Genomic DNA, 26,019 nt, shown 5'->3' on the forward strand with positions numbered 1-26,019 from the left:
CACATTCGCCGGGAGCCCTCGACGCGCGGTGAGCGTCCCGGCAGGCAGAACCCGCCGGACGTGCGTGCGCGCCCTGACCTCGAGCTCGCGGAGGTTGCGGCTGACGCGTTCGATACGTAATTCAGTACAGGCGTATCGAGGTGGCTGCACCACTGGGCGCCGATTTGTGGGCGCGAAAAAGCCCCCCGACGCAGGTCGCGTCGAGGGGCAGGTGAGTACGATCCGGTCGTGACTTCGTCTGATCTTCACGAGGCCTTTCCGACTGCTCGGTCTGCGGGCTGAGCTGCCGATACCGGAGGGCGCCCGGGAGGGTCACACGCCGACGCGCGGCGGGTGGTGAGACGGTCAGTGATGACTCAGTTGTAAAGCATGCCGCCGTCGACGAGAAGCACCTGGCCGGTGACGTAGTCCGAGTCGGGGCCGGCGAAGAACGACACGACCTTCGCGACGTCCTCGGGGGTCTCGATGCGGCCGAGCGCGATGCCCTCCACGTTTTCCTTGAGGTTCTGGCCGAGTGGCTTGCCGTTGATCTTGCTGAGCTCGGCGTCGATGAGTTCCCACATGCCGGTGCCGACGATGCCGGGCGCGTAAGCGTTCACCGTGATGCCCTTCGGAGCGAGCTCCTGCGCGGCCGCCTGGGTGAAGCCGCGAACGGCGAACTTCGAGGCCGAATACGCGCTGAGGATGGGGAACCCCTGGATCGACGCGATGGATGCCGCGGAGATGATCTTTCCACCGTGACCGAGCTGTTCGAACTTCGCTGCGGCCGCCTGGATGCCCCAGACCACGCTGTCGACGTTGATCCGGAAGATCTGATCGAGCTCTTCGGCGGTGATCTCGAGTACGGGCTTGATCTGGGCGATGCCGGCGTTGTTGACGATCACATCGAACCCGCCGAGCTGTTCGGCGGCTGCGTCGACAGCGGCAACGACCTGGTCGCGCTTCGACACGTCCGCAGCGACGAAGACCGCTTTTCGGCCCAGCTGCTCGATCTCGGCGACGACCGAATCACCCTTCTCGCGCTGCGGCTCGATGTCCGCGACGGCGATGTCAAAACCGTCGGCGGCGAGACGAAGCGCGATGCCGCGCCCGATCCCCTGCCCGGCTCCGGTGACCAATGCGACCTTATCCTGAATAGCCATTCTCGTACTCCTTCTCAAACGCGAACGGGCGCCCAGCAGATTCGATGTTCGCGGGCCTGGCGCGTCGTACAGTGCAGGGCCAGCAGAAGTGGCTGCCCGTCTCCCACTTCAACATGGCGAATCGATTGTATTCCCTGGCGCTCCTGACGTGCCAGGGTCACGCCATGAACGGCATGAGTTCGGGAGGCATGGTCACAAAGGGCCGCATCATATCGCGATCCTCGTGCTCGAGGATGTGGCAGTGGTACATGTAGCGGCCGCTGTAGGCGTGGAACCGGACGGCGATCTCGACGATTTCGTGGGGGTTGACGCGGACTGTGTCTTTGAGCCCGCGCTCGTTGGCGTCGATGACGTGGTCGAGCTCGTCGTCGGGGTCGCGACCGAGAGTGATCCGCGCGCTGAGGTCGAGATCGCCGATGCCGTCGTCGGGGATCTCCCAGCCGATGGGCCGGCGCGCGAGGACCTGGAAGGGATCGAGGTGGATGTGGATGGGGTGCGTGTCATCGGTGAGGTTGATGAGCTGCCAGATCTCGTACTGGCCGAGCATCGGGAAGAACGTGGCGGTGTCCTCGAAGTGGGCGGCAACCGCGCGGTAGCGCGTCGTGTGGTCGCCGTCGGTGAGGGTGATCAGCGGACCGGTCGTCTCGTCCTCGTCGTCGACAACGGCGAGCTCACGCATGGTCAGCATGTTGGGTACGTCCTCGAACTCGCGCTCGACAAGCGCGATGGCACGCCGCGGCGCCGCGTCCAGCTCCTCGGGTTTTGGCAGGGCGAAGTCGGTCGCCAGTTCGCGGGGCACCGGACGGTGCGCGACCGGGCCCGGGACGACACGGAAACGCATGACCTGGGGGTACGGCAGCAGCGCGTCGAGATCCGCGGCATCGGCGGCATCAGCGGCGGGAAAGGGCGCGCCATCGAACGGAGCGCCGGCGGTGTTGTAGAGCGTGAGCTCGGTGCCCGGTTGAAGGTCCGAGAAGTCGACGAGCAGGTCGGCGCGCTCGGCTGAGGCGAGGACCAGCCCGTCGGGTGGCAGCGCGACGGGCTCGCGGAGTAGGCCCGAGTCGGTGCCGATCTGAGTGATGCGATCGAATTCGGGCACGCCGTCTCGCAGCAGCACGAGCCGGAAGGTGCGGGCGTTGGAGCCGTTGAGCACGCGGAAGCGGTACGTGGCGGGCTGGACGTCGAGGATAGGCCAGACTTTGCCGTTGACGACCGTGAACGGCGCGAAGGCCTCCATCACCCCAGGGTCGGTCTTGTGCACCAGCTGGCCGGTCAGCCGACCGCCCTCGTCGAGTCCGAAGTTACGGTCCTGCAGCAGCAGCGGCACCTCGTACGGTGGTCCCTCGGGCAGCCCGAGGTCACGTTCGCGCTGGTCGCGGATGATCCACAGTCCCGCCAGCCCGGCGTATACGTCGAACCGAGTGACGCCCATCACGTGGTCGTGGTACCAGAGCAGCGTCGCGCGTTGGTCCATCGGGTAGTCAAATACGGCGAGCTGGCCGGGTGCGAAGAGGTTCTCGGTCCAGCCGTCGTACACGGCCGGTGTCAGGCCACCGTGCAGGTGCACGACCGAGTGTCCCGTCAGCGCCGCGGCGTGCGGGTCCGGCGTGCCGCCGCTCAGACCGGGACTGCACTGCACAGGCACACCGTCGGCGTCGACCTCGTCGCCGGCCATCGTTACGATGACGGGCAGCCCGCCGTCAAGCTCGTTGCGCCACTCGACGCGGACCGGGTGGCCGCGCTCAGCCTCGATCGTCGGGCCTGGGAGCGTGCCGTCGTAGCCCCACACACGCGACCGGGGCAGATCGCGATGGAAGCTGTGTGAGCCGGTACGGATCCGCACCGTCAGACGGCCGTTGTGATCGCGCGCGAGCAGGCGCTCGGGCAACGGCAGAACGTCGACGAACGGCGTCAGAGGCATGCGGTGCGCGGCGGCCATGCGCTACACGCTACCAGCCCGCCCGACGTGTCGTGGGACTATGCGCACACGGGCATAACGGATGGAGTTCCGCGCGCAGACGCGAGCGTCGAACAGAGGTCTCGCGGATGTCGCGGGCGCGGTCTAGATTCCCGGGTATGAGCGCTGGGGAGCGGATCTACTCGGCGGTGTTGCACCGGGACAAGCGGGCCGAGCAGGAGCTCGATCCTGAGGTGCGACGCAATCTCGCGCCCAATGGACTTCGACTGGTGGCCGCCAACGCGCTCCAGTCCTCGGGCGATCAGATCGTCAACGCCTCGACCGTGCTGCCGTGGCTGTTCAACGCCCTCGGCGTTCCCGTGGCGCTGACGGGCCTACTGGTGCCGATCCGCGAGTCGCTCTCGATGCTCCCGCAGGCGTTCCTCACGCCACTCATCGTCCGTGTGCGGTTCCGCAAGTGGGTGTTCATCTCCGGCGCTCTGGTGCAAGCCGCTTCGGCGGGAGTGATCGCCGGAACCGCCGCGCTCGGGCAGGGCCTGGTCGCCGGGGTCGTGATCCTGGTCGGGCTGGCGGCGTTCGCGCTGGGGCGGTGCCTGTGCTCGATCGCCTCCAAGGACGTCCAAGGGAGGACCATACCCAAGGGCGAACGCGGGCAGATCAACGGGCTGGCGACCACGGCGTCCGGAGTGGTGGCCATCACCCTGGGCCTGGGCATCCGGATTCTCGGCGGCGAGGACTTGGCGGCCGAACAGCTCGCGTGGCTGCTGGCGGCAGGTGCCGCACTCTGGGTGCTGGTGGCGGCAGTGTACGTCGGCATTCGCGAACCATCCGAAGAACCTGTCGGCGCCGGCCGCGTCGAGAAAGATGTTGGCCCCGGGCCGAACTGGTTCGCAGAGACCATCGCACTCTTGCGCGGCGACCGCGACTTCCGCCGCTTCGTCGGGGTGCGCAGTCTCCTGCTCGTCTCCTCACTCGCCCCGCCGTTCGTGGTGGCCCTGTCCATCGCCTCCGGAGCGGGCGGACTGTCGGGGCTCGGCGGGTTCATCCTGGCCTCCGGGGTCGCCGCCCTGATCGGCGGCAGGATCTGCGGCCGATGGGCCGACCGCTCCAGCAGGAACGTGATGACGTTCGGCGCTGCCGCGGCATCCGCGATCATCGTGGCGCTCGTGGTGCTCGTCGCGCTCCCCGTCTTCGCAGGAGCATCGCTGGCAGGCAATCTGGTCTTCGTCGCCGCCTACTTCCTGCTGACGCTGACACACACGGGCGTGCGCGTCGGTCGCAAGACCTATGTGATCGACATGGCCGAGGGCGACCAGCGCACCACCTACGTGGCGGTGTCGAACACCGCCATGGGGTTCGTCCTGCTCATCGTCGGCGCGATCAGCGCGCTGCTGGCGACCCTCGCCCTGCAGTGGGCGCTGCTGTTCCTGGCGGCGATGGGCGCGGTGGGGGTGGTCGCCTCTCGACGACTACCGGATGTCTCCAGGCGCTGACAATGGATACATGGTCCACTTCTCTGATCCCCTGCTCGAAGCCATGGCGACTCGGCGCTCACTGGGCAAAGTGGGACCGGAGACGCCGACCGATGCGGAGCTCATGCACCTGCTCGCCGCAGCGACCCCGGTAGCCGACCACAAGTCCCTTCGCCCGTGGCGGCTCATCACACTCCGTGGCGAGGACCGCACCCGACTCGGCGAGGCACTGGACGCCGCCGGCAGCGTCGACCGCGAACCTGGGGAGCGCAACCCCAAGCCCTTCCGCGCGGAGCTGCTCATCGCCCTGGTCGCCAGCCCTCGAGAACACCCCGACGTGCCCGAATGGGAACAGCACGCCACCGCCGCCGGCGTCGGCCACCTGCTCCAACTGGCCCTCTGGCAGGCCGGCTGGGGCGTCAAATGGCGCACGGGACACCTGGCCAACTCGCCCGAAGTACGGGCCGCGCACGGGCTGGCCGATCACGAACTGCTGATGGGCTGGCTGTACGTCGGCAGCATCGACGACGCCCTGCGGGACCGCCTGACGAGCTCGTCGCGCCCGATCCTCGACCCCGGGCCTCACTTCGGGCAGATGCCGCAGAGCCGTGACCGGGGTATCCGTGCGCGACGCATGAGAACTCCCTGAGCCAGAACCTACAGGATCGCGACTGCACGATGACAGTGAACCGGCGGCCCGCTGAGGGGTCGTCCACCGGTACAGGTGCGGACCATCCGGGTGAACGACCAGAACCCAGCAACTACCTAAGCCTTCGATTCCCGTAAGACTGTCCCGCAAAAATGCCCGGTGAAGGTGCCCTAAACGCTACAGTCGCCGCATGCTTGTCGGATACGCCCGCGTCTCAACCTCTGGGCAGGACCTCGCCGCGCAGCGGGACGGCCTCCACTCGCTCGGCGTCGATCCCGAGAACGTGCACGTCGACCACGGCATGACCGGAACGAACCGTGAACGCCCGGGGCTCCGCGAAGCGCTTGCCGCGGTCCGCAAAGGTGACGTCCTGGTCGTCACCAAGCTCGATCGCCTCGCAAGATCACTCCCCGACGCTCGTGATATCGCCGACGAGCTGACGCGCAAGGGCGTGACGTTGAACCTCGGAGGTTCCGTCTACGACCCAACCGATCCCGTTGGGCGACTGCTGTTCAACGTCCTCGGGATGGTCGCGGAGTTCGAAGCCGACCTCATCCGTGCCCGCACGCGCGAGGGGATGGCGATCGCTAAGGCCGCGGGCAAGCTCCGCGGAAAGAAGCCCAAGCTCTCCGTCTCACAGGAGAAGCACCTGGTCGCGCTGCACCGTGCCGGCACGCACACCACGAGCGAAATCGCCGAGCTCTTCGGTGTCGCCCGCTCAACCGTGTACCGAGCGATCCAGCGCGGCGGAGCGAACCCACCCGCCGCCTGACGACACCGAGCGAAGCGAGAAGGACGACACCGAGCGAAGCTGCTCACATCGCTGGGCCCGAGCACGTCGCGGACAAAGGTGTCGGTGCTTCCCCGGGCTACCTCACCGCCGCACTGCACGCAGCCACCAACGTGACCCCATCGTGACGAGTGTGTCGCTGTGCGATCTGAACATCGCACAGCGACACACTCGACGAGATCGTAGTCTCAGGCGGGGAGCTTAGAGGCCAGGACGTCCAACTTCTCGATCGTGGGTTCGCTGAACAGTTTGCCGGCCAGAATCGCGGGTCACCCCCCCGCGATTGGGAGACACGCCCTAGCCACCTAAGCCACGCCTCCGGTTCGAGTGCGAGCCTCCCGGACGGCTGCGTGAGTTTCAGTCGTCAGACTCGGGGCCGTCGTACGTCCAGTTCGCCGTACCGTCCCACTCACCCTCCACAGCTCCGAGGAGCAACGACCGCCAAGTGGTGCGGCCCGCCAAATAGCCGCGGGCTGCGCGGAGACGCCACGTTTCGGCCGAGAGTGTGAGCACGACCCCGATGGCCTCGTCCAGAGTCACGACCGATACCCCGGCCACACCGGCCTTCGAGACCAGGCGCAACAAATAGCGGTCACCCTCCTGCTTGATGCGTTCGGCGTCGGGAAGCAGCTCATCGTCGATGTCCGCGACGAGCAGATCGTGCATGAAGCGGTTGCGCTCGTCGTACGCCGCTGATGCGCTATCGATCGCCGCCCCGATCGCGGCATGAATTCTTCGATCCGCGACGGGTGCACAGGCTGACATCGTGCGGCACTGCCCGGCAAGGTTCGCCCAATTCTGGGGAGCAGCAAGGAGCGCCTCTCGCGTATCGAGCCCGCGAAGCTGCGCGTGCAGGCCCCTCAGGGCTGCATCAAGTTCAATCGACCCCTCGGCAATGCGACCTCTCACCACAGTCCATTGATCAGAGTGATCGAGGCTTTCGAGCTGGCTGAGTTCCATGCCATCAGCATCCCAGGTATGCCGCCGGTCGAGTCAGACGTACCGGAATAGCGGTTCCAATGCCCTCGCATTGTTCGTGGCGAGCTGCATTGCGAAACTGAGCTGATTGACTCTCTCCGATCGAAACAGCGTCTGAAACGGCACTGGTCGGAGCGCGAACTGCAGCCCCTCGATGGCCGCTGCGGGTGCCATCCAAATGAGTCCACCCGCAACGAGATTGCCGGCCCTCATCATCGATCCCGTGTCCTCGGATGGCACAATGCGAGTGCCCTCTCCCGCGGGCTTTCCTTCTCGAACACGACTGAGCCACTCGTTCGCTCGTTGAACGGTGGCGTGCACCGCTACGGGATCCGTAGGAATCTCACGTGACCCTGCCGACGACCTTTCGGGGATCGCGCGGGTATCCATCACGCTCATGGAGGTGCCTTCCAAGAGCATCTCAATTCGCTCGAGCGATCCTCGCGGACAGACCTCAGCGAGAAAACTGACTAGCGAGTGGATGGTGCCCGGCATCGAACCGACGCCGCTCCCAAGCATGAGATGGCCGTCACGGCTCTTAAACCGTCGAGCGAAGTGTCGCTTCCAGTCGGACGCAGTCTGCATCGTCTAGTTCTATCGCATCACATCACGCCTCCCGTCATCGTCTGTCCGTGCTACGAAGGTACAGCGCGCCCGAAACTGTCACATCAGGCATAGCGCATCGATTGCCCTGTCCGACGCGTCATGACTCGAGGACTACTCAAGCTCCTCCGCGGCTGCCCTGGTCATGCGCGTGTATCCGCCTCGGTTGGACAGTGCCCATCTGCCGTCCATCCGCTACCTCGCGCCACTGGGTCTCTATCTGTCTGCTGTTCCAGATCGGTCGACGACCCTCTCTCACACGACAATCCGGGTGGCCATCTTGAGCGCAGGCGACCGCTGAAGTAGTAAGTTCTCGCTGTGGGATGCCGTCACTGGGGCGGTCTCGAAGGGGAGCATCGTGGGTGGAGCTGCAGCGGGCTGGTATGCGAATGGGCCGGCGTGGGAAACGTACTGGGACGGCACGCAGTGGCTTGATCAGCACCGACAGGTCGCATCTCCAGACAAGATCGACACAGGTCCCATCCACCAGCCGCCGACGACGACAACGGCAACGGCAACTACGCAGTCGATGGAGGCGCTCGTAGAACCGCAACCTCAACCAGAGGCCGAACTCTTCCCGTTCGCCGCATCCGGCGTAATCATCGATATTCGACCCGAGGGTATACACCTCGAGGGGACCACATGGCTTGGCCGCGGGCTCGTCGGCGATAAGCCGCGGGTTGTGCCGTGGGATGACATCTCGACGCTCGAAGTCATGACCACCGGAATCCGCATCCGCGAGGGTCGCAAAGCGATGCTAATCGGTGTGCCCTCCAAGTTGACTGCCCAATCCCCCCTCGTTGTAGAACGCCTCGCGCGGGAGTTCGAGACAGCCACCGGCCGGACCCTCTCGACAGGCAAAGTGACGCGCGCCGAAAAGACGGCAGCCGTAGAGGACGTATTCCGAAGGGCACTGTCTCGCAAGGTAGAAGCGATCGGAACAGTCATTGAGAGCGGCGATCACTCCGCAGAAGTCGCGATGTCGCATGCGCTATTGGTGTGGTCCAAAGCCCAGAAGATCAAGGGTGGCGTCGAGTTGGCGACTAGTGAGCTCGACAAACTGCGCCGATCGCTGGGAGCACACGTCCCCACAGTGGTCGGGATCGTCGTCTCCGCGAACTTCTTCCCGAATCTGACGGTGTTCGATGACCGCGTTCATCGGGGTGCGGAGGCGCGCCCGATCGACGCGTTCACGCAGGCGCAGGTGTTCCTCGACGGGCAGGTCCAGGTCACGTCGCGCCCATCGATGACAGCAGGTCTCCTCGGGTCGGTGCTCCCGGGCACCGCCCTCCTTCCCGCGTTGGCGTTCGGGAAGAAGGAGAAGACGGACACTCGACAAGCCGAGTTCCACGTCGGCTCGCGCGATTGGACTTTCTCAATGAGCATCCCGGTCCAGAGCGTTGGATCTGCTCGATCGATCGCTCAGCGGATCAATGCGATCGCGGACGGGATGGAGCGAGACGCTCGCTCGTCGCAGATCTCTTCGTCGCCCACGGTGACGCCATCGATGAGCGACGATGCCGACCTCACCAGTCAGATTGAGCGCATTGTGGCCCTAGAACGTTCAGGCGCAATCACGGCAGAACAGGCGACGGCGATGAAGGCACGAATAATCGGTCTATAGAGCGGCGTCCTCCGCCCTGGAAAGGCCCTGCGCCGCGACAGCGCCGCCCCGCGCCATCACTCCAAGAGAGGGCTTCTGTGCCCTCGATGGCTCGGCCCTCGTCTCACTTCAAGGTCTTGCCCCATAGGCCCCGATAACTTCAGTTATCCGGACTATCCCGGGGTTAGTCCTTTCGAGGTGAGCAGCGCTCCAGACTCTCCCGGGGGCGCGTGCGCGGCGGAACTCTTAGGGCGAGGGGCCCCTGAAGTGGCGGCGAGGCCACTCGGCGATCAGGACAGGTCGACAACTCAGCGAAAGAGCCATTGGACCTTAGCAACCGGTTGGTGGAACGCCTCCAACGCTGCGCAGAGTAAAAGTCAGAAGGCACGGGTCCTGCGAACGGCTTTAGTTGCGCCCTTCCGGCCGGGCCCCACCTCAGCGCCAGTAAGGCGGAGCGCGGAGACCCTCCGGCACCGAGAAGGGCTTTCGTCGGACTTATAGATGAAAGGCTTCCAACCTTGGAACTTTCCCTCATTGCGCGGAGGCCATCCGGCGCCGAAACATCGCTCTGTCGATCAGGAGACAGTCGATTGCGTAACGCGAGCACCACTAGCTCAGCGACTGCGGAACCATGCGAGAAGCTTTTTCCTTCTATGACGAACCTCCGCGCGGGACCATAGGTCATGTCGAACGCAAACCGGGCGAATTCACTCGTTGTTTCGCTCCTCGCTGAGTTCTCAAACGCTCTCTCGCCCAGCTAGTAACTATGCTTCGCCGGAAAAGGCTCCTCTCGCTAGAGTGATCTCGAGTCGACCGAGGTTCCGCGTCGAGCGTTGAGGCTGGGAGAGAACATGGGGACAATCAGTCGTGCAATCGCGAGAGGTGTTTCAGCTTCGGCGGCGTTGTCGACGGCGGAGCGCAGTCCGTGCGATCAGCAATCGACGCCGCAGACGCCCGTGCGAGTTTCGCTGAGAGGGTGACGATGGGATTCCTTGAAAAGCTGCTCATCGGTGGCGCGGTGGCGGTGGTCGGGACACTCGCAGTCAAAGGCAGCCGCGAGCTCGCTACCGCGGCCAAAGAGGAGCAACGCCGCAGAGACTCACCCCCACGGTTCATCGCTTGGCTGACGCAGGAAGACTTCTCAGCCATGGTCGACTACGTGTCATCACGGAGCCCCCGCGTCATCCGCGCAACGGTGAGTGGCCTGGTGGTCGAGATCACCGTGCGCTCCAACAGCGGCCTGACCACGTGGTCTGCGCAGCTGGACTTCAACGACTACGGAAATCCGTCGGGGAGGTACTGGATTCGCACCGAGAACGACCAATCGCCCGTTCCGAAATGGTTCGCGGAGGCGCTACGCGAACAAATGGTTCAGCGGTTGCATCAAGGGCACGTGCAGTTCAACTGATCTCCGGCAGCAGGCCGCAGCAGATGACGGAGGACCAGGGCCTGGACGCCGTTCGTCTGCAAGCAAGGCAGGCGGGGTCCCCCTGATTGACGATGGCTCATCTGCGGCAGATGTCGAAGCCTTCGCAGGAGTTCCTGAGGAACCACCGATCGCCTCCGGCGGCTTCGTCATGCGGCGCGAGCTACGCATCCTCGTCGTCGAAAAAATCTGCGACTTCGGCGTCCCCGAGCAGAATCGCCGAGCCCGACGGGTTGACGCCGAGCATATCGATGACGATTTCGTCGACGGCTGCGGTCGTGCCATCCGCTGCCAGGGCGTCCCGCACGAGGCGACGTGCGTCCTTGAAGTCCGACACATCCGCGAAGTCGATGGTCATCGCAGTCTCGGTCGCGGCGATGCCCAGGTCAGACAGAGCCACGTGCGCTTCGTTGTCCGCATCGAAGGCCGGAATCGGGAGTCGCCACGGGAGCGTATCGATGTCTCGCGTGCCGAACAGGCCCCGCGACTGCCGTTTCGCGACCGCGACTGCGACCGCATCCGAGTTTAGGATGGCCGCGAGATACTGCCCCTCGGCCTCCGAGTCAACGTTCAACCAGTAGAGCTTGTGTTCGATGACGTAGTCGGTGTTCGCGGTGTATGCCGCGGCTATGCGATTGCCGGAAGCAGTGTAGAGAACCCGATGAGGTGGTGCAGGTAACTGACGCGCGAGACCACTCTGGAAGTTGAGACGGTCCGTGAGATTCATCTTCGTCTTGGCCGACTTGTTCGCGTTGAACAGGCCATCGACCATCGCCCAGCGGGCGCTGAGCAGCGGGTAACGAAACATCTGGGCAGGCTGAAGTACGCCACTATCAGTGATAGGGAGCACCGCCTTGTGCGGCCAAACGACCCGATATGGCACCATGCTCGATCCGAGCAGCACCTCTCGAACGAAGGACTCCTCCACAGGTGTCTCGACCGAATCGAGCAGTTTCCATGGCGTCTTCTCCTGCGTGCTGCGCGCCGATGTCACCGTAGTGGTTCCTGCGGGACGTCCGAGCATGCCGGCGGGTACCTCATTGACAAAGGTCAGCACGCGAGGCACGACCGTCGCGCCTTGGACCGGCCTCGATGCGTATGGCGACAGATAGGCGTCTTCGGCGGACAGCTGGATAACCGTGTCGTCTTCACGCACAAGGTGGCCAATGCGACCACGGAAGGCGATGACCTCCCCCGGCAGCGCGACAGCTTCGTCCGATCGAGTGCCGAAGATGACCGCCGATGGCACCGGAAAGAGGCCTGGACGCACGTCCGCCAAATCCCATGGCGTCTCGAACGCAACGTTGATGTGTAGCGGATCGGCGTCTAGCCAGTCGCCCTTGCGGAACAGCTCATACTGCAAGCGCGACAGCACCGCGTAGGGCGTCACAAACCCGAAGCTGCCGCCGGGCTTGAGGAAGACCTCGACCGAACGGGCGATGAACAGTGCCGCGAGGTCTTGGTTGGTTGCCACCGCCCCACCGGTCCACAGCTTTCGCGACTCGAGCATCGCCTTGAACTGCGACTGCATCGTGCGCGTCATATAGCGGTAGGCCACCCATGGCGGGTTTCCGACAAGCACGTCCACCGGGTTCCGCGCGAGCCACAGCGGCCGGATCTGATTGCGGACGACGTAACCCCAAATGTGGTTGCGACCGGCGGCGTTAAGTTCACAGAGTGTCGTGGATGAAGCCTTGACCACGTCGGCCTGCGAGTCTTTCACCCCGCGTGCCTTCAATACGTGCACGATGGCGGGGATCGGCTTCGTCGAATCCGTGTACTGCGATGCGAGATCGGCGAGATCGGCGATGAGCATATCGAGCTCGGTGGGGTCGGAGCCGAGCGGGAAGGTCAGCGACTCAGCGAACCCGCCCAGCTGTTCGTCCTCCGCCTCACTTCCAGCGAGGTCTTCTGCGTCTACTTCCATCGTGAAGACGTCGCTGCTGAGCGCACCGGCCCCGCGACCCCACTGCACCGAGTCTCCAAGGAACACTGGAATACTGAGCGTGCCTCGGTCTTGCAAACGTTCCGGTCCGATGGCGAGCAGATACGTCACCCGGGCTAGCACCACCGATACCGGGTGGATATCCATGCCGAACACCGTCTCCTGCAACAATGTCAGCGCATCACGGTTCGCGAACCCAGCCGCATCCGCCGCATCCAGAAATCGTCGCCATGCATTGACCCGCTAGTCTCGAACATATCCGGAAAGATCCGGTTCAACTTGCCTCGAGGAGTCCGCGTGTCTGAACCATGGCTCTCTGCCGACGACATCGCAGATTACCTGGGTGTGACCAAGGACACGATCTACGCCTGGATCGCCGACAAGGGGATGCCAGCCCACAAGGTCGGTCGCCTCTGGAAGTTCCAGACGAGCGAAGTCGACGACTGGGTGCGCCGCGGAGACGCCGCATCAGCCGAATAGTCGCACTCGTGGCGGCAATGTCGGAGGCCAGACGTACCCTGATCGACTGCCCAAAATAAGAGGAGGAGCGAAGTGGATGAAGCGACGATCACGCCAGCTGCATTGAATGCCGGCCAGCGCGTCCGCGGGCTCGTTCCGGGTGGAACCGTCACACTGATCGCGGTCGACGCCATCGACGACTCCCTCTTCGAGATCTTCTATCGGGAAGACTCCGGTCGCAGTGGCGCGCGGACAATGACTGACGCTGATATCGCTCGACTCGAACTCGCAAGTGATGTCGATTCCGCACCACCCTTCGATGCCGACCCTGATGACTTCCGTCTCGCGGCCGAGGCGCTCCGCATCAAGTACGCGGCACTCTACGACCCGATGGCCGCAGTCAACAGCTCCGACGTCGACCCGTTGCCACATCAGATCCGCGCAGTGTACGAGGAGCTGCTGCCCCGCATCCCACTCCGGTTTCTGCTCGCGGACGACCCCGGCGCAGGCAAGACCATCATGGCCGGGCTCTACCTCAAAGAGCTCATCCTCCGCTCCGATTGCGATCGCGCCATCATCATCGCCCCGGGCGGTCTTGTCGAGCAATGGCGCGAAGAACTCTCTCAGAAGTTCGACCTGCGCTTTGAAGTCTTCAATCGACAGATGGTCGACGACGCCGAAGGCAAGAATGTCTTTGACCTGCACAACTATCTGATCGTCCGTATGGACCAGGTTTCACGTAGCGAGGACCTGCTGGAGCAGCTCTCCGACGTGACCTGGGATGTCGCCATCGTCGATGAGGCGCACCGAATGTCGGCTCACTACTGGGCAGGGGAAGTCACCGAGACGAAGCGCTTCCGGCTCGGGCGCCTCATGTCTGAGACCGCCCACAATTTCCTCCTCATGACCGCAACTCCGCACGCGGGCAAGGAAGACGACTTCCAGCTGTTCATGTCACTGCTCGACCGAGACCGCTTCGAAGGCCAGTTCCGTCAGGGTGTGCACCGCACCGACACCAATGGCCTCATGCGCCGCATGGTGAAGGAAGACCTCCTCACATTCGAGGGCAAGCCGCTGTTTCCGGAGCGTCGCGCGTACACCGTCGAGTACGAGCTGAGCCCCGCCGAACGTGATCTCTACGAGGACGTCACGACCTACGTCCGCACCGAAATGGGGCGCGCCGAACGAATCGCCGCCGACGGAGACAAGAAACGCGGCAACAACGTGGGCTTCGCGCTCACCGTGCTGCAGCGCCGACTCGCCTCCAGCCCCGAAGCGATCTTGCGCTCACTGCAGCGGCGCCAACAACGACTCGACGACAAGCTGCGCGAAATGCAGCGCACCACTGACACCGCCCGCAGCAGCGCCAGCATCTCTGCGCACATTGACCGATGGACCACCGGCCAGACGCAGCTGGACTTCACGGAAGCAGCACTCCCGAGTCTTTCAGTCGATGACTTCGAGGATTTCGATGAAGAGACCACCGAAGACGAGCGTGCACGGTTCGAGGAGCAGGTTGACACCGTGGTGGACCTCGCGACGGCAGCGCAGACGATTCCCGAACTTCAAGCCGAGATTCAGACTCTCGAGGGCTTGATTCGTTCGGCGCTGCGCGTGCGCCAGCAAGATGTCGACAAGAAGTGGGTAGAGCTGCGCACGATCCTCGACGAGCAGCTGCTGACGAACACCGCGTCCGGCGAGGCGCGGAAGATCATCATCTTCACCGAGCACCGAGATACGCTCGACTACCTCCAGACGAAGATCTCCGCACTTCTTGGGCGTGCGAACTCGGTCATCACGATCCACGGTGGAACGCGACGCGAAGACCGCAAGACGGCTCGCGAGCAGTTCACGCACGACCCCGATACGGTCGTCATGCTCGCTACGGATGCCGCCGGCGAAGGTCTCAACCTCCAGCGCGCACACCTGATGGTGAACTACGACCTGCCGTGGAACCCAAACCGCATCGAACAGCGCTTCGGCCGCGTCCACCGTATCGGCCAGCGCGAAGTCTGCCACCTGTGGAACATGGTCGCGAAAGACACCCGCGAGGGGGACGTCTTCACCCGGCTGCTGGCGAAGATCGACCAGATGTCCAACGCCTACAATGGCAACCTGTTCAACGTGCTCGGCGAAGGTGACGCGTTCCAGGAACGCTCGTTACGCGACCTCTTGATCGAGGCCATCCGCTACGGTGATCAGCCCGAGACCAAAGCGAAGCTCGACGAAATCATCGACGCGGGCGTCGCGAGCGGGCTCGACGACATGCTCGAAGAGCGCGCCCTCCATCCCGAGATGTTCAGTGCGTTGAACCTCGAAGAAGTCAGAGCGCGCATGGAGAAGGCCCGCGAACGTCGGCTCCAGCCCGGCTACATCGCTGCATTTTTCCTGCCGGCGTTCGAGCGGCTCGGCGGGCGCATCCGCCGCCGCGAGCGGGGCAGGTACGAGATCACTCGCGTCCCCACCCGCGTGATGGATGCCGCGCGCCGCGCGAACCGGTGGGCACCGGTTGCAGAGCAGTACGAGCGCATCACGTTCGAACTCGACAAGAAGCACGCCGACGGCCAGATCGAGGCCGCACTGATCGCACCGGGGCACCCACTCCTACAGGCGGTCATCGAGGTCACGATCGACGATCTTGGAGAGGCACTGAAGCGCGGCACCATCCTCGTTGACCGGCGCGACAAGCAGGCAAGCGAGCCTGCACTGATGTACACGGTGGAACAGAAGATCCAGACTGCCGCGGCGGAGCCCGCGACGATCTCGCACCACTTCGACTACCCGCAGTTCACCAGTGATGGCACCGTGACCGTCTTCCCGACGCCGCCGTACCTCGACTACGACCGCCCGCGCGCGAACGAGGTAAGCCAGATCGGAGCCATTGTTGCGAGTGACTGGGCGAAGAAGAACCATGAGAAGCTGATCCGCGCCCAGGCGTTCCGCCGCGGACTCCAGCCACGCATCGACGAAGTCAAAGCACGCCTGCACATCGAAGCCGCCCGCACCCGCGCGCAGGTGAAGGAACGTCTGCTCGCCGAGATCAACCACTGGGACCGCGAACACAACCGGCTCGACGCCCTCGAACGTGCCGGGACAATCGGTCGGCTTCGGGCCGATACCGCGCTCGCGCGGTCCCACCAGCTCGAAGATCGCCTGAATCGTCGGATGAAGGAACTCGATGGTGCAGCGGAGGTGGCGGCGGCGCCGGCGGTAATTCGCGGTATGGCGCTCGTCGTGCCAAGTAGCCTAATCAGTCCCGTGGGTGCCGATCCTCAGACGTTCGCTCGCAACGTCGAAGAAGTGGAGCGCCGCGCTGTGGAGCTGACCATGGCAGCCGAGCGCGCACTGGGTCGCTCGCCGGAAGAGATGGCGCGCAACAACCCGGGCTACGACATTCGCTCGACGGATGCCGAAGGCCGCGTGTTCTACATCGAGGTCAAGGGCCGTATCGAAGGATCAGAGACGTTCACCATCACCACGAACGAAATCAACTTCGCCCAGACGCAGGGCGAACGGCACAGGCTGTCCCTCGTCGGCGTTTCGTCGCAAGGGCCGGAACACGACCAGCTGCGGTACGTGACCGACGCCTTCACCCACATGGAGCCATCGAACACTACGCGCTCCCTCAACGAAGAATGGCGCGACTATTGGGACCGCGGAGGCCTACCGCGATGACTCAGCGCACAAACGACACCCGCACAACGCCCGAAAGACGCGATACATGACTGCCCCGTTCAAGAAGAAGCTCATCGAGACATCCCTGCCACTTGAGGCCATCAACGCAGAAGCGTCTCGGGAAAAATCGATCCGGCACGGCCACCCATCGACGCTGCACCTGTACTGGGCGCGACGGCCTCTCGCCGCGGCACGCGCTGTTCTGTTCGCGCAGCTCGTCGACGACCCGGCATCGCGTCCCGAAGAGTTCCCGACTGTCGAAGCTCAGGATGCCGAACGCGCGCGTTTGCATGAGTTGCTGGAGAAGCTGGTCGTCTGGGAGAACAGTAACGACGAACAGCTCCTTGAACAGGCCCGTAACGAAATCCGGAAGTCGAACGATGGCGAGCTCCCCGCCGTGCTTGATCCCTTCGCAGGTGGTGGCGCGATCCCGCTCGAAGCTCAGCGCCTTGGACTGGAAGCCCACGCTAGTGATCTGAACCCGCTCGCGGTGCTGATCAACAAAGCGCTCATCGAAATCCCGCCAAAGTTCTCCGGTCAAGCACCGGTCTTCCCCGGTGCGGCAGGCACACGCACACAATGGCGACGTGCCGAGGGCCTTGCCGAGGACGTGCGTCTCTACGGCAAGTGGATGCGCGAGGAGGCCGAAAAGCGTATCGGCCATTTGTATCCGAAGGTCACGGCTGAGGGCGGAACGGAACATTCAGTCATCGCATGGATCTGGGCCCGCACCGTAAAGAGTCCCAACCCAGCGAATCCCATCGCAGTTCCTCTTGTGCGGTCCTGGTGGTTGAGCAAGAAGAAGGGCAAGGAAGCCTGGGTCCATGCGGAGGTGGTGGATGGCGGGATCAAGTACGAAGTCCGTCACAATGCTGACGGCCCGAAGGGCGACGACGATGGCACTGTCGGTCGCCAAGGCGCCATCGCAATCAGTGACGGAACGCCAATGTCTCTCAATTACATTCGAGAGGAGGGGCGCGCGGGCAGGATTGGCGTGCACCTCATCGCCATCGCAGGCGAAGCCAAACGAGGTCGTGTCTATGTGTCGCCAACTCCTTCGCACGTCAACGTAGCTAACGTTGAGCGCCCCGACGACGTGCCTGAGGGTGACCTCCCGAAGAATCCAAGGGACTTCAAGACTCCCAACTACGGGCTTACAACATGGGCGGATCTCTTCACACACCGCCAGCTAGCAATGTTGACCACGTTGAGTGACCTTGTCACCGAAGCTCGCGAAAAGGCGCTGGCAGATTCGATCACCGCCGGACGCGGGCAGAGTGAGCGACTCGAACACGGAGGCCTCGGCGCGGACGCGTATGCCGATGCCATAGCTACTTACCTCGCGCTGGCCATCGACCGCATCAACGACAGGCACACGTGCGTTACTACCTGGGATAACAGCATCACGAAGGAGCAGGTACGGGGTGTCTTTTCCCGGCAAGCTCTCGCCATGGCATGGGACTACGCCGAAGCCAACCCCTTCGCACGTTCCAGTGGGTCGCTCTTAGACACTTTCGATTTTGTGGCGAAGGTTCTGGACAAGCACCCGGGCGCTGATGCGGCCGGGGACGCGTCGCAGGCAGACGCAGCAACCCGCAGCTACGCGGACTTGGTCATTTCCACCGATCCCCCGTATTACGACAACATCGGATACTCCGAGCTGTCGGACTTCTTCTATGTTTGGCTTCGCCGATCGCTACGAGACGTTCAGACTAGGACCGTCGGAACAATGTTGACTCCGAAGGCAGAGGAACTCGTCGCGAATCCGTATCGACACGACGGCAAGGCTGGTGCGGAGAAGTTCTTCGTGGATGGTTTCAACTCGGTCTTTGGGCGGATCCGGGAGACCGCAAACCTCTCCGTCCCTCTGACCGTTTACTACGCCTATAAGCAGCAAGATACCCGTGACTCCGGAACCGCCTCCACCGGGTGGCACACGCTCCTCGACGGGCTGATCGAAGCAGGGTGGGAGATCACGGCAACATGGCCGATGCGTAGCGAATTGGGCAACCGCATGATCGCGAGTGGTACGAACGCCCTCGCCTCGTCGATCGTGCTCGCTTGCCGTCCACGGCCCGAAGACGCATCGACGACTACGCGACGCGCCTTCGTAGCAGCCCTGAAATCGGAACTTCCCGAAGCTCTCCGCAAGTTGATGCAAGGCGCCGTCGCACCTGTGGACCTAGCGCAGGCCGCGATCGGCCCCGGTATCGCTGTCTTCTCACGCTATTCGCGCGTTCGCGAGGCCGATGGGTCCGACATGAGCGTCAAAGACGCTCTGATGCTCGTCAACGCGACTCTCGATGAGGTCATCGGTGATCAGGAGTCGGACTTCGACGGCGACACGCGCTTTGCCATCAAGTGGTATCGCCAGTATGGCTGGGCCCAGGAGAACTCCGGCATCGCAGATCAGCTGGCCCGCTCGTCTGACACGTCAATCGGCGCGCTGGAGCGAGGCGGAATCTTCGAGGCCAAGGGTGGCAAGGCTCGACTGCTCGCACCGTCGGCGCTTGAGGGCACTTGGGACATCGCCAGGGATGATCATGTGAGCGTCTGGGAGGCGACCGTCCGGCTTGCAGCTGTCATGGCGAAGGATGGCGCGGACAAAGTTGCTGAGTTGATTCCAGCAGTGCAGTCGCGGATCAACCTCGACGCGATCAAGGAACTCGGTTTCTTGCTCTTCCACGAGGCGGAGAAGAAAAAGGACTCGAAGGATGCGGGGCTTTTCAATGGTCTCGTCAGCGCGTGGGGCGATCTGAACGAGCAGGCCCGCAAGCTCGAGACTATTGCACCGCAGCAGGACCGTCAGCTGACGTTTGACTTCGATGATGTGGAGGGCTGATCGATGGCGATGAACAACCAGGAACGACTCTTCAAGGCGTTCGGGCTCCTCGCCGAGGGGTTGTACGACACGGTCGACGAGGTCATGACCGCCACCTTCGGCACCGCCGACTGGAACACGAAGTGGTCTCTTGAAGATGCGACCAGGCGCAGTCGTCCGGCTCAGCAGATGGACAAGACCGACGTTCAGGTGCAGCTGCGAGCGATCACCGAGAAGGGCTACGACTTCAAAGAGGTTCTTTCCCGTGCTCAGCAGGGGTACGGGTCGGAGTTAAAGGACTTCCGCAACGACGTCATGCACGGCAAGCCGGTCAGCTCTGACGACACGGCGCGCGCCCTCGACACGATGGAGCGCCTGCTCCAGGCAGTTGGGGCTGTCGACTCCGCGAAGGATGTGCACGGGCTTCGGCAGGACCTGCAGCGGACCGTGTACGAAGACCAGACACGCAAGCAGGTCAAGCGGGTCGCGTCGGTCACCGCATCAGACCAGAGTCAGGGGCTGCGACCCTGGCGTGAAGTGATCCGTCCGCATGACGATGTCGCGCGCGGCGAGTTCACCGCATCCGAGTTCGCTGCCGACCTCCATTTCGTCCACACTGGCCAGGCCGTCGGCACCGAGTACAGCGACCCGATCGAGTTCTTCACCCGCACCTATTTGACCGAGGGCCTGCGTGACCTGCTGTCACGTGCGCTTCGACGGATGAACGGCTCGACCGACGCCAGCCCCGTCGTCAACCTGCAGACCAACTTCGGTGGCGGCAAGACCCACTCGATGCTCGCGCTGTACCACCTGTTCAGCGGAACGCCCGCGCACCGTTTCCCCGATGAGCTACAGAAGCTCATCGCGTCGACGGGGAGCGCGAACCTGGAATCGCTGCCGGTCAAGCGCATCGCACTCGTCGGCACATACCTGAAGGCGGGATCGCCCATCGTCAAGGACGACGGTACGGAGGTTCGCACCCTATGGGGTGAGTTGGCATGGCAGCTCGGCGGGCGCGACGCCTTCAATCAGATCGCGGCGGACGATGCCGCCGGCACTAACCCGGGTGACGCGCTTCGAGCTCTCTTCCAGACATACGGTCCTGCCCTGATCCTGATCGATGAGTGGGTGGCCTATGCTCGTCAGCTGGTCACCGACAGAGAACTTCCGGCTGGCTCCTTCGAGACGCAGTTCACGTTCGCCCAGTCGCTGACCGAGATTGTGAAGTCGGTACCTGGAATCATGCTGGTGGTGTCGATCCCGGCATCCGACACCGGCTCTGCTGACATCGAGATCGGTGGTGCAAACGGTCAACTCGCGCTGGAGCGGTTGCAGAACGTGATCCGGCGCGTTGCCGATCAGTGGCGTCCGTCGAGCAAGGACGAGTCTTTCGAGATCGTGCGTCGCCGCCTGTTCCAGGCGCCCGACGCTGCGGGCTTGACTGCGATCGCGACGACGGCGCGCAGCTTCGTCACGATGTACCGGAACAACCTGGATCTCTTCCCGCGCGATGCGACGGTTCCTGGGCTGGAGTATGAGGACAGGATCAAGTCGTCGTACCCCCTGCATCCGGAGCTGCTCGATCGGCTGTACGAGGATTGGTCGACGCTGGAGCGGTTCCAGCGCACGCGCGGCGTGCTGAAGCTGGTGTCGTCAATTGTGCACGAGCTCTGGGTCTCCGAAGATGCGGCACCGCTGATCATGCCCGGCAATGTGCCGCTCGATGCGAGCACGGTCAACACCGACTTGACCCAGTACCTCGAAGATCAGTGGAAGCCAATCATCGACTCTGACATCGACGGGGCTGGGTCCACGGCGGCCGCGATCGACAAGAGCCGTCCGACGCTGCAGGAACGCCACGTCACTCAGCGCATTGCGCGGACGATCTTCATGGGTGCGGCGCCTCGCAGCAAGTCAAGCCGGAAGGGTCTCGACAAGCAGTACGTGTGGCTTGGCACAGGCACACCCGGCGACACGCTCGGCAACTTCGGCAGCGCGATCGATCTACTTGGGCAGAAGTCGACCTACTTCTACGAGGAGCAGGGACACTACTGGTTCGACACTCAGCCCTCCGTCACGAAGACCGCCAGCGACTATGCGGAGCGGCTGCGCGAAGACGTCGAGACGGTATGGAACGAGATCGTGAAGCGCCTCGACGGCGAGCAGCGGGCCCGGGGCGAGTTCGACCGTGTGCATGTCGCACCTGAGTCGAGCGCTGACATCCCCGATCTAGAGAACACCAGGATGGTGATCGTGCACCCGCGTCACTCGCGACTGAAGAACAGCGGTGACGACGCGGCGGCGCACCAGTGGGTGCAGGCTGCGATTGAACAGAAGGGTGCAAGCCAGCGCATCCACCGCAATACGCTCGTGTTCCTCGTGGCCGACAAGAACGAACTGGAGCTGCTCGAAGGCGCCACGCGGACTTACCTCGGCTGGAGGAAGGTTCAGGCAACTGGCGAGTCGCTGAACCTCTCCGTGCAGCAACGCAAGCAGACCGATGATCAGGTGGCACGGTTCAACCAGACGGTGACCGACCGCATCCGCGACACCTACACCTGGGCCATGTACCCAGAGCAGTTCGACGCGACGAAGGCGTTCAGCCTCGGTGTCGACAAGGTGCCCGACAAGTCCGGCAGCTCGCTCGCTCAGAAGGTCAGTGCGAAACTCAGCCGCGACGACCTTATGATCACCGAACTCGGCGCAGCGATCCTTGGCGAGACGCTGCAGGACCAGCTGGGTGAGCTGTGGCGTGGCAAGGGTGAGGTCACCGTCGGCGAAGTGTGGGGCTACTTCACGCGGTACCCCTACATGTTGCGTCTGGTAAACCGTGAGGTGCTCGACCGTGCGATTGTCAGCGCGGTCGACACTGTCTTGGTCGATAGCGAACGATTTGCGATCGCCCGTGGCAAGGAGGAGTCAACGGGTCGGTATCTGGATCTCGTTCTGCCGCCCAAGTCGGGGCTGACTATCCAGGTTACTGATGCGACCCTGCTGGTGGAGTCGTCGAAAGCCGAGGCTCAGATTGCAGCCGATCGGGAGCAGCAGCGCCAGCGCGACGCGGCCACTGCTCAGGCCTCGACCGATAGTGCCGCCAGGTCGCAGTCGTCATCAGCATCTCCGAGCAGTGATGGCGCTGGTATCGGTCCGGTTGATTTCACGTTCCCCGACCGGGACCACCCTGCTGGTAGCTCGGGCGTCGAATCCGCGCTCGAAGCTCTGCTGGTTCGCTACTTCGGTTCGGTGACGGTGAGTGCTGACCGCTACTCGCGTGACATCGGCAACGTGACCCGTGAGGTCATCGACCGACTCGCAGGCACCGGCGCCGAGCTGGAGATCACGATCGATATTCAGGCCCGCAAGCCGGCAGGCTTCGACGAGTCCGAGCGTCGCGTCATCTCCGAGAATGCTTCGACGCTGAAGTTCAAAGACTCCACGTTCGAAAGCTGAGCCCCAGATCCGATGGCACTGTTCTCGACGACCTACGAGTGGCCTTCCTCGACCTTCGAGTTCCGCTCGACGAGCGAGGGTGCGCGTGACGGCACCGCTGAAGTTCTCGAACGAGGTGGCCGGTGGATATTGAAGTCACCGGGGAGCTTCTCGGGCGCGTCAGGTCAGCCCGGGCAGCGCACCCTATCTGCGAGTCTCGATGACTCGGCGGCGTTCATCCGAGGCCATGTCGTTGGAGTTGACCGCGATCTAGGCATGAGAGTCGATGAGATCTGGGTTGGGGAGACATCTGAGATCGACGCCCGGTATGTCAGGGTTACGGCAAAATATGAACACCTAGCCGACGCGTGTGCTTTCCGCTTCGAGGATGGCGAGGCCCGAGACCCCTCGGTCCCGCTCCGCTTCACAGCGGTAGGCGAGGCCCCTGCCGTGGATGCCGTACTCGATAGCCGCCACGGCATGATCACACTGGTGTCGTCGGCTCCGGCACCGCTGGAGCAGTTCGAGAAGCACCTCGAGATCTTTCAGGCGATGCTCACATTTGGCGCAGACAAGCCGTGTGGGCGATTGACGATGGTCGCGGAGGAGCACGGCGGAGCGAAAGTAACGATCTTCGGGCGGGACAAGTATGCACCGTTCGGCAAGGGGCGCCAACGCCCGGTGGAATTCACTATGCGGTTGGGCGCGGCGTGGACTCAGCGGGCCATCGATCGTTGGTGGCTTGCGTACGACAGTTGGCTCCCTGTGCTGCAGATCGTCTCGGGATTGCGGTATCAGCCGGGATATGTCGATGCGGACGTCATTCTCAGCTCAGCTGCAATCGAGGCGGTTTCGACGCAGATGCAGCAGTACGACGCGCCGCGTTTGTCGCCCGAAGAAGCGCTGCCAATCATCACGGCCTTGGACTCGTTGAGCGAGCTATCCCCGAAACAACGTGAAGCTGTGGGGCAACTCAAGGGAGACCTCGGAAGAACTACCTTCCGTTCCAAGGTCGAGCAGGTTCTGACTACGGTTCCAGATGACGTCTGGCTCGCAGGCAGGGTTTCAAGGGTGGAGTGGATTAGACAGTTCATGAACGCGCGTAACAAGATCGCGCATGCTGGCGCGAGCCCCATCTGGAAGAACAGTCCGCTACTGCGCAGCGTGCGCGACGCGAACTGGATTGTGCTCTCGCTCGTCCTGCTTGCGCACCTCCAAGTACCGACGTCAGTACTTGATCGTTCAGCTGAGCGGCTCGGCAACAGGTACGCGAACCAACACAGAGAAGGCGACGTGTTCTTGTGAACGAAGCCACTGCGCTCTTCCTGGCGACCGGTCGAAGTGCTCGCTCGTTCGTCGCCCTTCCAGAGGTGCATCAGTGGTGATTCCCCCACCCACAAGGCTCGTCGCGATTCTGCACAGCGCACCGCTCGGCGACGGCACGCGTACGTTGCGCCGCGTGGAGACTGCCCGCGACTTCCTCGGATGTGAGTCGACGACAGTGGCGAATCTGTATCCCGCAACTTTGCCGAACACGAACGCCTTCCCTGTACTCGACGACGAGTCAATCTGGGAGCAGGGCCGTGCAGGCATCCTGGATGCGCTCGACCTCGACGACGCGGCCGCCGTGCTCCTTGGGTACGGCGTCAGCCCACCTACGGGACGGCAGCGGAAGAACTACCTGCAGCAGGTCAAATGGGTCGAGGATGAGCTCGCCACCAGGGACATTCCTGTGTGGACATTTGGTGGGCGGCCTGCGCACCCCTCCCGGTGGCACCGCATCGTGCACCGTGAGTCACCTGGCGAAACTGTGGAGTCAGCGATCGCGAACCATCTTCGGCAGCCTGCATTCCAAGCCCGCAAATAGTTCAAAAGAAGTGCGGGCGCATCGACTCAGTGGACCGCAAAACGACGTGCGTCGGCAAGTCAAGCCGCCGTTGCCTGAACGTCTCGTGAGACACCCGACTTGCACATAAACGCGGGGTCCATCACCCGTTGATTCAGCGGGTCCGTGACTCGCTCGTCGACAATCGCCTTAGCGAGCCAGTCGGCCGTGTAGTACTCGCCGAGCCCCTTGCGCGTCTCGGGTGAGATGATCGCCTCGTACAGGTGCTTGAGTACGTCGTGCTCGACGTCCTTCCATGTGAACTGTCCGAGCTCACGCACCAGGTCGGCGATAATTGCGGGCCCGCCATCGACCTTCGCGGGCCAGTCGAAGAAGTCGGCTTCGACAACGCCGATGATGCCGGCAGATTTGAAAGCTGCTCCCGCGAGCACTGCATCAGATTCGAGCGTCGAGGGGTCGATACCGACGACGAGATGCGCGATGATCTCGGCTTCGATGACTAGGAGCGTGTGGTCGAGGAATAGTGCAGCGTCATCCTCGAAGTTCGTGCCGAGCGCCGTGCGGAGCAACCGGGCCCAGAGTTCACGCTTCAGCGTCGTCTCAGCATCGTTGCCGCGGTCGTTGTACAGCGCCTCAAGGCGTGCTCGGTCAAGACGGAACCGCGGCGAGTTCGCCCCAAGCCGCTCCTCAATGCGGTCAGGCGTCGGCCTGAGCTTCGGCCCCGTGAGCAGGATTCCGTCCAGCCAGTTGGTCAGTCGCTCGACGCTGTCAGCATCCGCGCGCTTCATCTTGAACGCCTGAACCTGTTTAAGCTCGTCGCCGGCGAGCGTGTAGAGCAACCACTCAACGCCGTCTGTGACGATGCCGGCGTACTCATCGCCGGTCGCGTCGCGCTTGACCTTCAGATAGCCCTGGAGTTGTGGTTCAGCCTTGGCCACCGCATTTGCGACCGTGAGGTCTTTCTTTACTTCGACGATGAGTCGGCCGTACTCGACGTCGATACGCCGCCGCGTGCCATCGCCCGTCGGGACCTCCACCTTCGACACTTGGTTGTCGGCCAAGCCAAGCGGAGCGAGCGTGAGGAACGCGCCGAGATTCTGCTGCACATCGGCCTCGGTGCGGGTTGCTGAACGAACAGCGAAGATCTGAGCGAGAGGAACCAGGCTGGGCATGAGCCAAACCTATAGTGAACGACAAGGAGTCACCCTACGCCACGCATCGAGTTGCTATTGAGCTTCCTAAAGCTCCCGTTGACATACTCGA

The 26,019-nt window shown here is 63.3% G+C and carries 16 protein-coding genes; 11 read left to right on the plus strand and 5 right to left on the minus strand.

All coding sequences use genetic code 11. From position 1 onward, the window contains the following. Positions 1-356: 356 nt before the first annotated feature. Complete coding sequence (locus ACLFA2_RS01060) at positions 357-1,142, minus strand: acetoin reductase (protein ID WP_025104939.1); 786 nt, start codon at positions 1,140-1,142, stop codon at positions 357-359. A 157-nt stretch (positions 1,143-1,299) separates the two neighbouring features. Further along, on the minus strand, positions 1,300-3,081 hold the full coding sequence (locus ACLFA2_RS01065; protein WP_025104940.1) for a multicopper oxidase family protein: 1,782 nt from the start codon (positions 3,079-3,081) through the stop codon (positions 1,300-1,302). A gap of 137 nt (positions 3,082-3,218) precedes the next feature. On the opposite strand from ACLFA2_RS01065, the gene ACLFA2_RS01070 reads away from it, so the two are divergent. The 3 genes from ACLFA2_RS01070 (at position 3,219) to ACLFA2_RS01080 (ending at position 5,953) form a co-directional block, all read left to right on the plus strand. Continuing rightward, the gene (locus ACLFA2_RS01070) at positions 3,219-4,553 is read left to right on the plus strand and encodes an MFS transporter (protein WP_426621894.1); all 1,335 of its coding nucleotides are present in this window, start codon (positions 3,219-3,221) and stop codon (positions 4,551-4,553) included. Positions 4,554-4,563: 10 nt separating this feature from the next. Continuing rightward, positions 4,564-5,181, plus strand: coding sequence for a nitroreductase family protein (locus ACLFA2_RS01075; RefSeq protein WP_193762657.1), 618 nt, complete (start codon positions 4,564-4,566; stop codon positions 5,179-5,181). A gap of 190 nt (positions 5,182-5,371) precedes the next feature. Next, complete coding sequence (locus ACLFA2_RS01080; protein WP_036280117.1) at positions 5,372-5,953, plus strand: recombinase family protein; 582 nt, start codon at positions 5,372-5,374, stop codon at positions 5,951-5,953. A gap of 375 nt (positions 5,954-6,328) precedes the next feature. Here the strand turns inward: ACLFA2_RS01080 and ACLFA2_RS01085 are convergent, their stop codons facing one another. Further along, on the minus strand, positions 6,329-6,931 hold the full coding sequence (locus ACLFA2_RS01085; RefSeq protein WP_029989822.1) for a hypothetical protein: 603 nt from the start codon (positions 6,929-6,931) through the stop codon (positions 6,329-6,331). 979 nt (positions 6,932-7,910) lie between these two features. On the opposite strand from ACLFA2_RS01085, the gene ACLFA2_RS01090 reads away from it, so the two are divergent. Together ACLFA2_RS01090 and ACLFA2_RS01095 are read left to right on the plus strand one after the other, a co-directional pair. Next, the gene (locus tag ACLFA2_RS01090; RefSeq protein ID WP_162817580.1) at positions 7,911-9,176 is read left to right on the plus strand and encodes a DUF2510 domain-containing protein; all 1,266 of its coding nucleotides are present in this window, start codon (positions 7,911-7,913) and stop codon (positions 9,174-9,176) included. Positions 9,177-10,137: 961 nt separating this feature from the next. After that, complete coding sequence (locus ACLFA2_RS01095) at positions 10,138-10,563, plus strand: hypothetical protein (protein ID WP_426621895.1); 426 nt, start codon at positions 10,138-10,140, stop codon at positions 10,561-10,563. Between the two features lie 181 nt (positions 10,564-10,744). Here ACLFA2_RS01095 and ACLFA2_RS01100 read toward each other — a convergent pair whose 3' ends face one another. Beyond that, positions 10,745-12,673, minus strand: coding sequence for an Eco57I restriction-modification methylase domain-containing protein (locus ACLFA2_RS01100; RefSeq protein WP_426621896.1), 1,929 nt, complete (start codon positions 12,671-12,673; stop codon positions 10,745-10,747). Between the two features lie 150 nt (positions 12,674-12,823). On the opposite strand from ACLFA2_RS01100, the gene ACLFA2_RS01105 reads away from it, so the two are divergent. The 6 genes from ACLFA2_RS01105 (at position 12,824) to ACLFA2_RS01130 (ending at position 24,777) form a co-directional block, all read left to right on the plus strand. Next, positions 12,824-13,006: a helix-turn-helix domain-containing protein gene (locus tag ACLFA2_RS01105; RefSeq protein ID WP_366236797.1), complete on the plus strand. Its 183-nt coding sequence runs from the start codon at positions 12,824-12,826 to the stop codon at positions 13,004-13,006. 72 nt (positions 13,007-13,078) lie between these two features. Beyond that, the gene (locus tag ACLFA2_RS01110) at positions 13,079-16,660 is read left to right on the plus strand and encodes a helicase-related protein (protein ID WP_366236798.1); all 3,582 of its coding nucleotides are present in this window, start codon (positions 13,079-13,081) and stop codon (positions 16,658-16,660) included. A 46-nt stretch (positions 16,661-16,706) separates the two neighbouring features. After that, positions 16,707-19,502: a DUF1156 domain-containing protein gene (locus ACLFA2_RS01115; RefSeq protein WP_366236799.1), complete on the plus strand. Its 2,796-nt coding sequence runs from the start codon at positions 16,707-16,709 to the stop codon at positions 19,500-19,502. Between the two features lie 3 nt (positions 19,503-19,505). Continuing rightward, positions 19,506-22,931, plus strand: coding sequence for a DUF499 domain-containing protein (locus ACLFA2_RS01120; protein WP_366236800.1), 3,426 nt, complete (start codon positions 19,506-19,508; stop codon positions 22,929-22,931). Positions 22,932-22,943: 12 nt separating this feature from the next. Further along, positions 22,944-24,215 (plus strand): HEPN domain-containing protein, encoded by a 1,272-nt coding sequence (locus tag ACLFA2_RS01125; RefSeq protein WP_366236801.1) that lies wholly within the window; start codon positions 22,944-22,946, stop codon positions 24,213-24,215. A 73-nt stretch (positions 24,216-24,288) separates the two neighbouring features. Beyond that, entirely contained in the window at positions 24,289-24,777 is a 489-nt protein-coding gene (locus tag ACLFA2_RS01130; RefSeq protein ID WP_426621897.1) for a hypothetical protein, read from the plus strand. Between the two features lie 59 nt (positions 24,778-24,836). Here the strand turns inward: ACLFA2_RS01130 and ACLFA2_RS01135 are convergent, their stop codons facing one another. Beyond that, positions 24,837-25,928, minus strand: a complete 1,092-nt coding sequence (locus tag ACLFA2_RS01135; RefSeq protein WP_366236803.1) for a hypothetical protein — start codon at positions 25,926-25,928, stop codon at positions 24,837-24,839. Between the last annotated feature and the right edge of the window lie 91 nt (positions 25,929-26,019).

Source organism: Microbacterium sp. As-52, from assembly GCF_049949185.1.
Taxonomy (GTDB): Bacteria; Actinomycetota; Actinomycetes; order Actinomycetales; family Microbacteriaceae; genus Microbacterium; species Microbacterium maritypicum_A.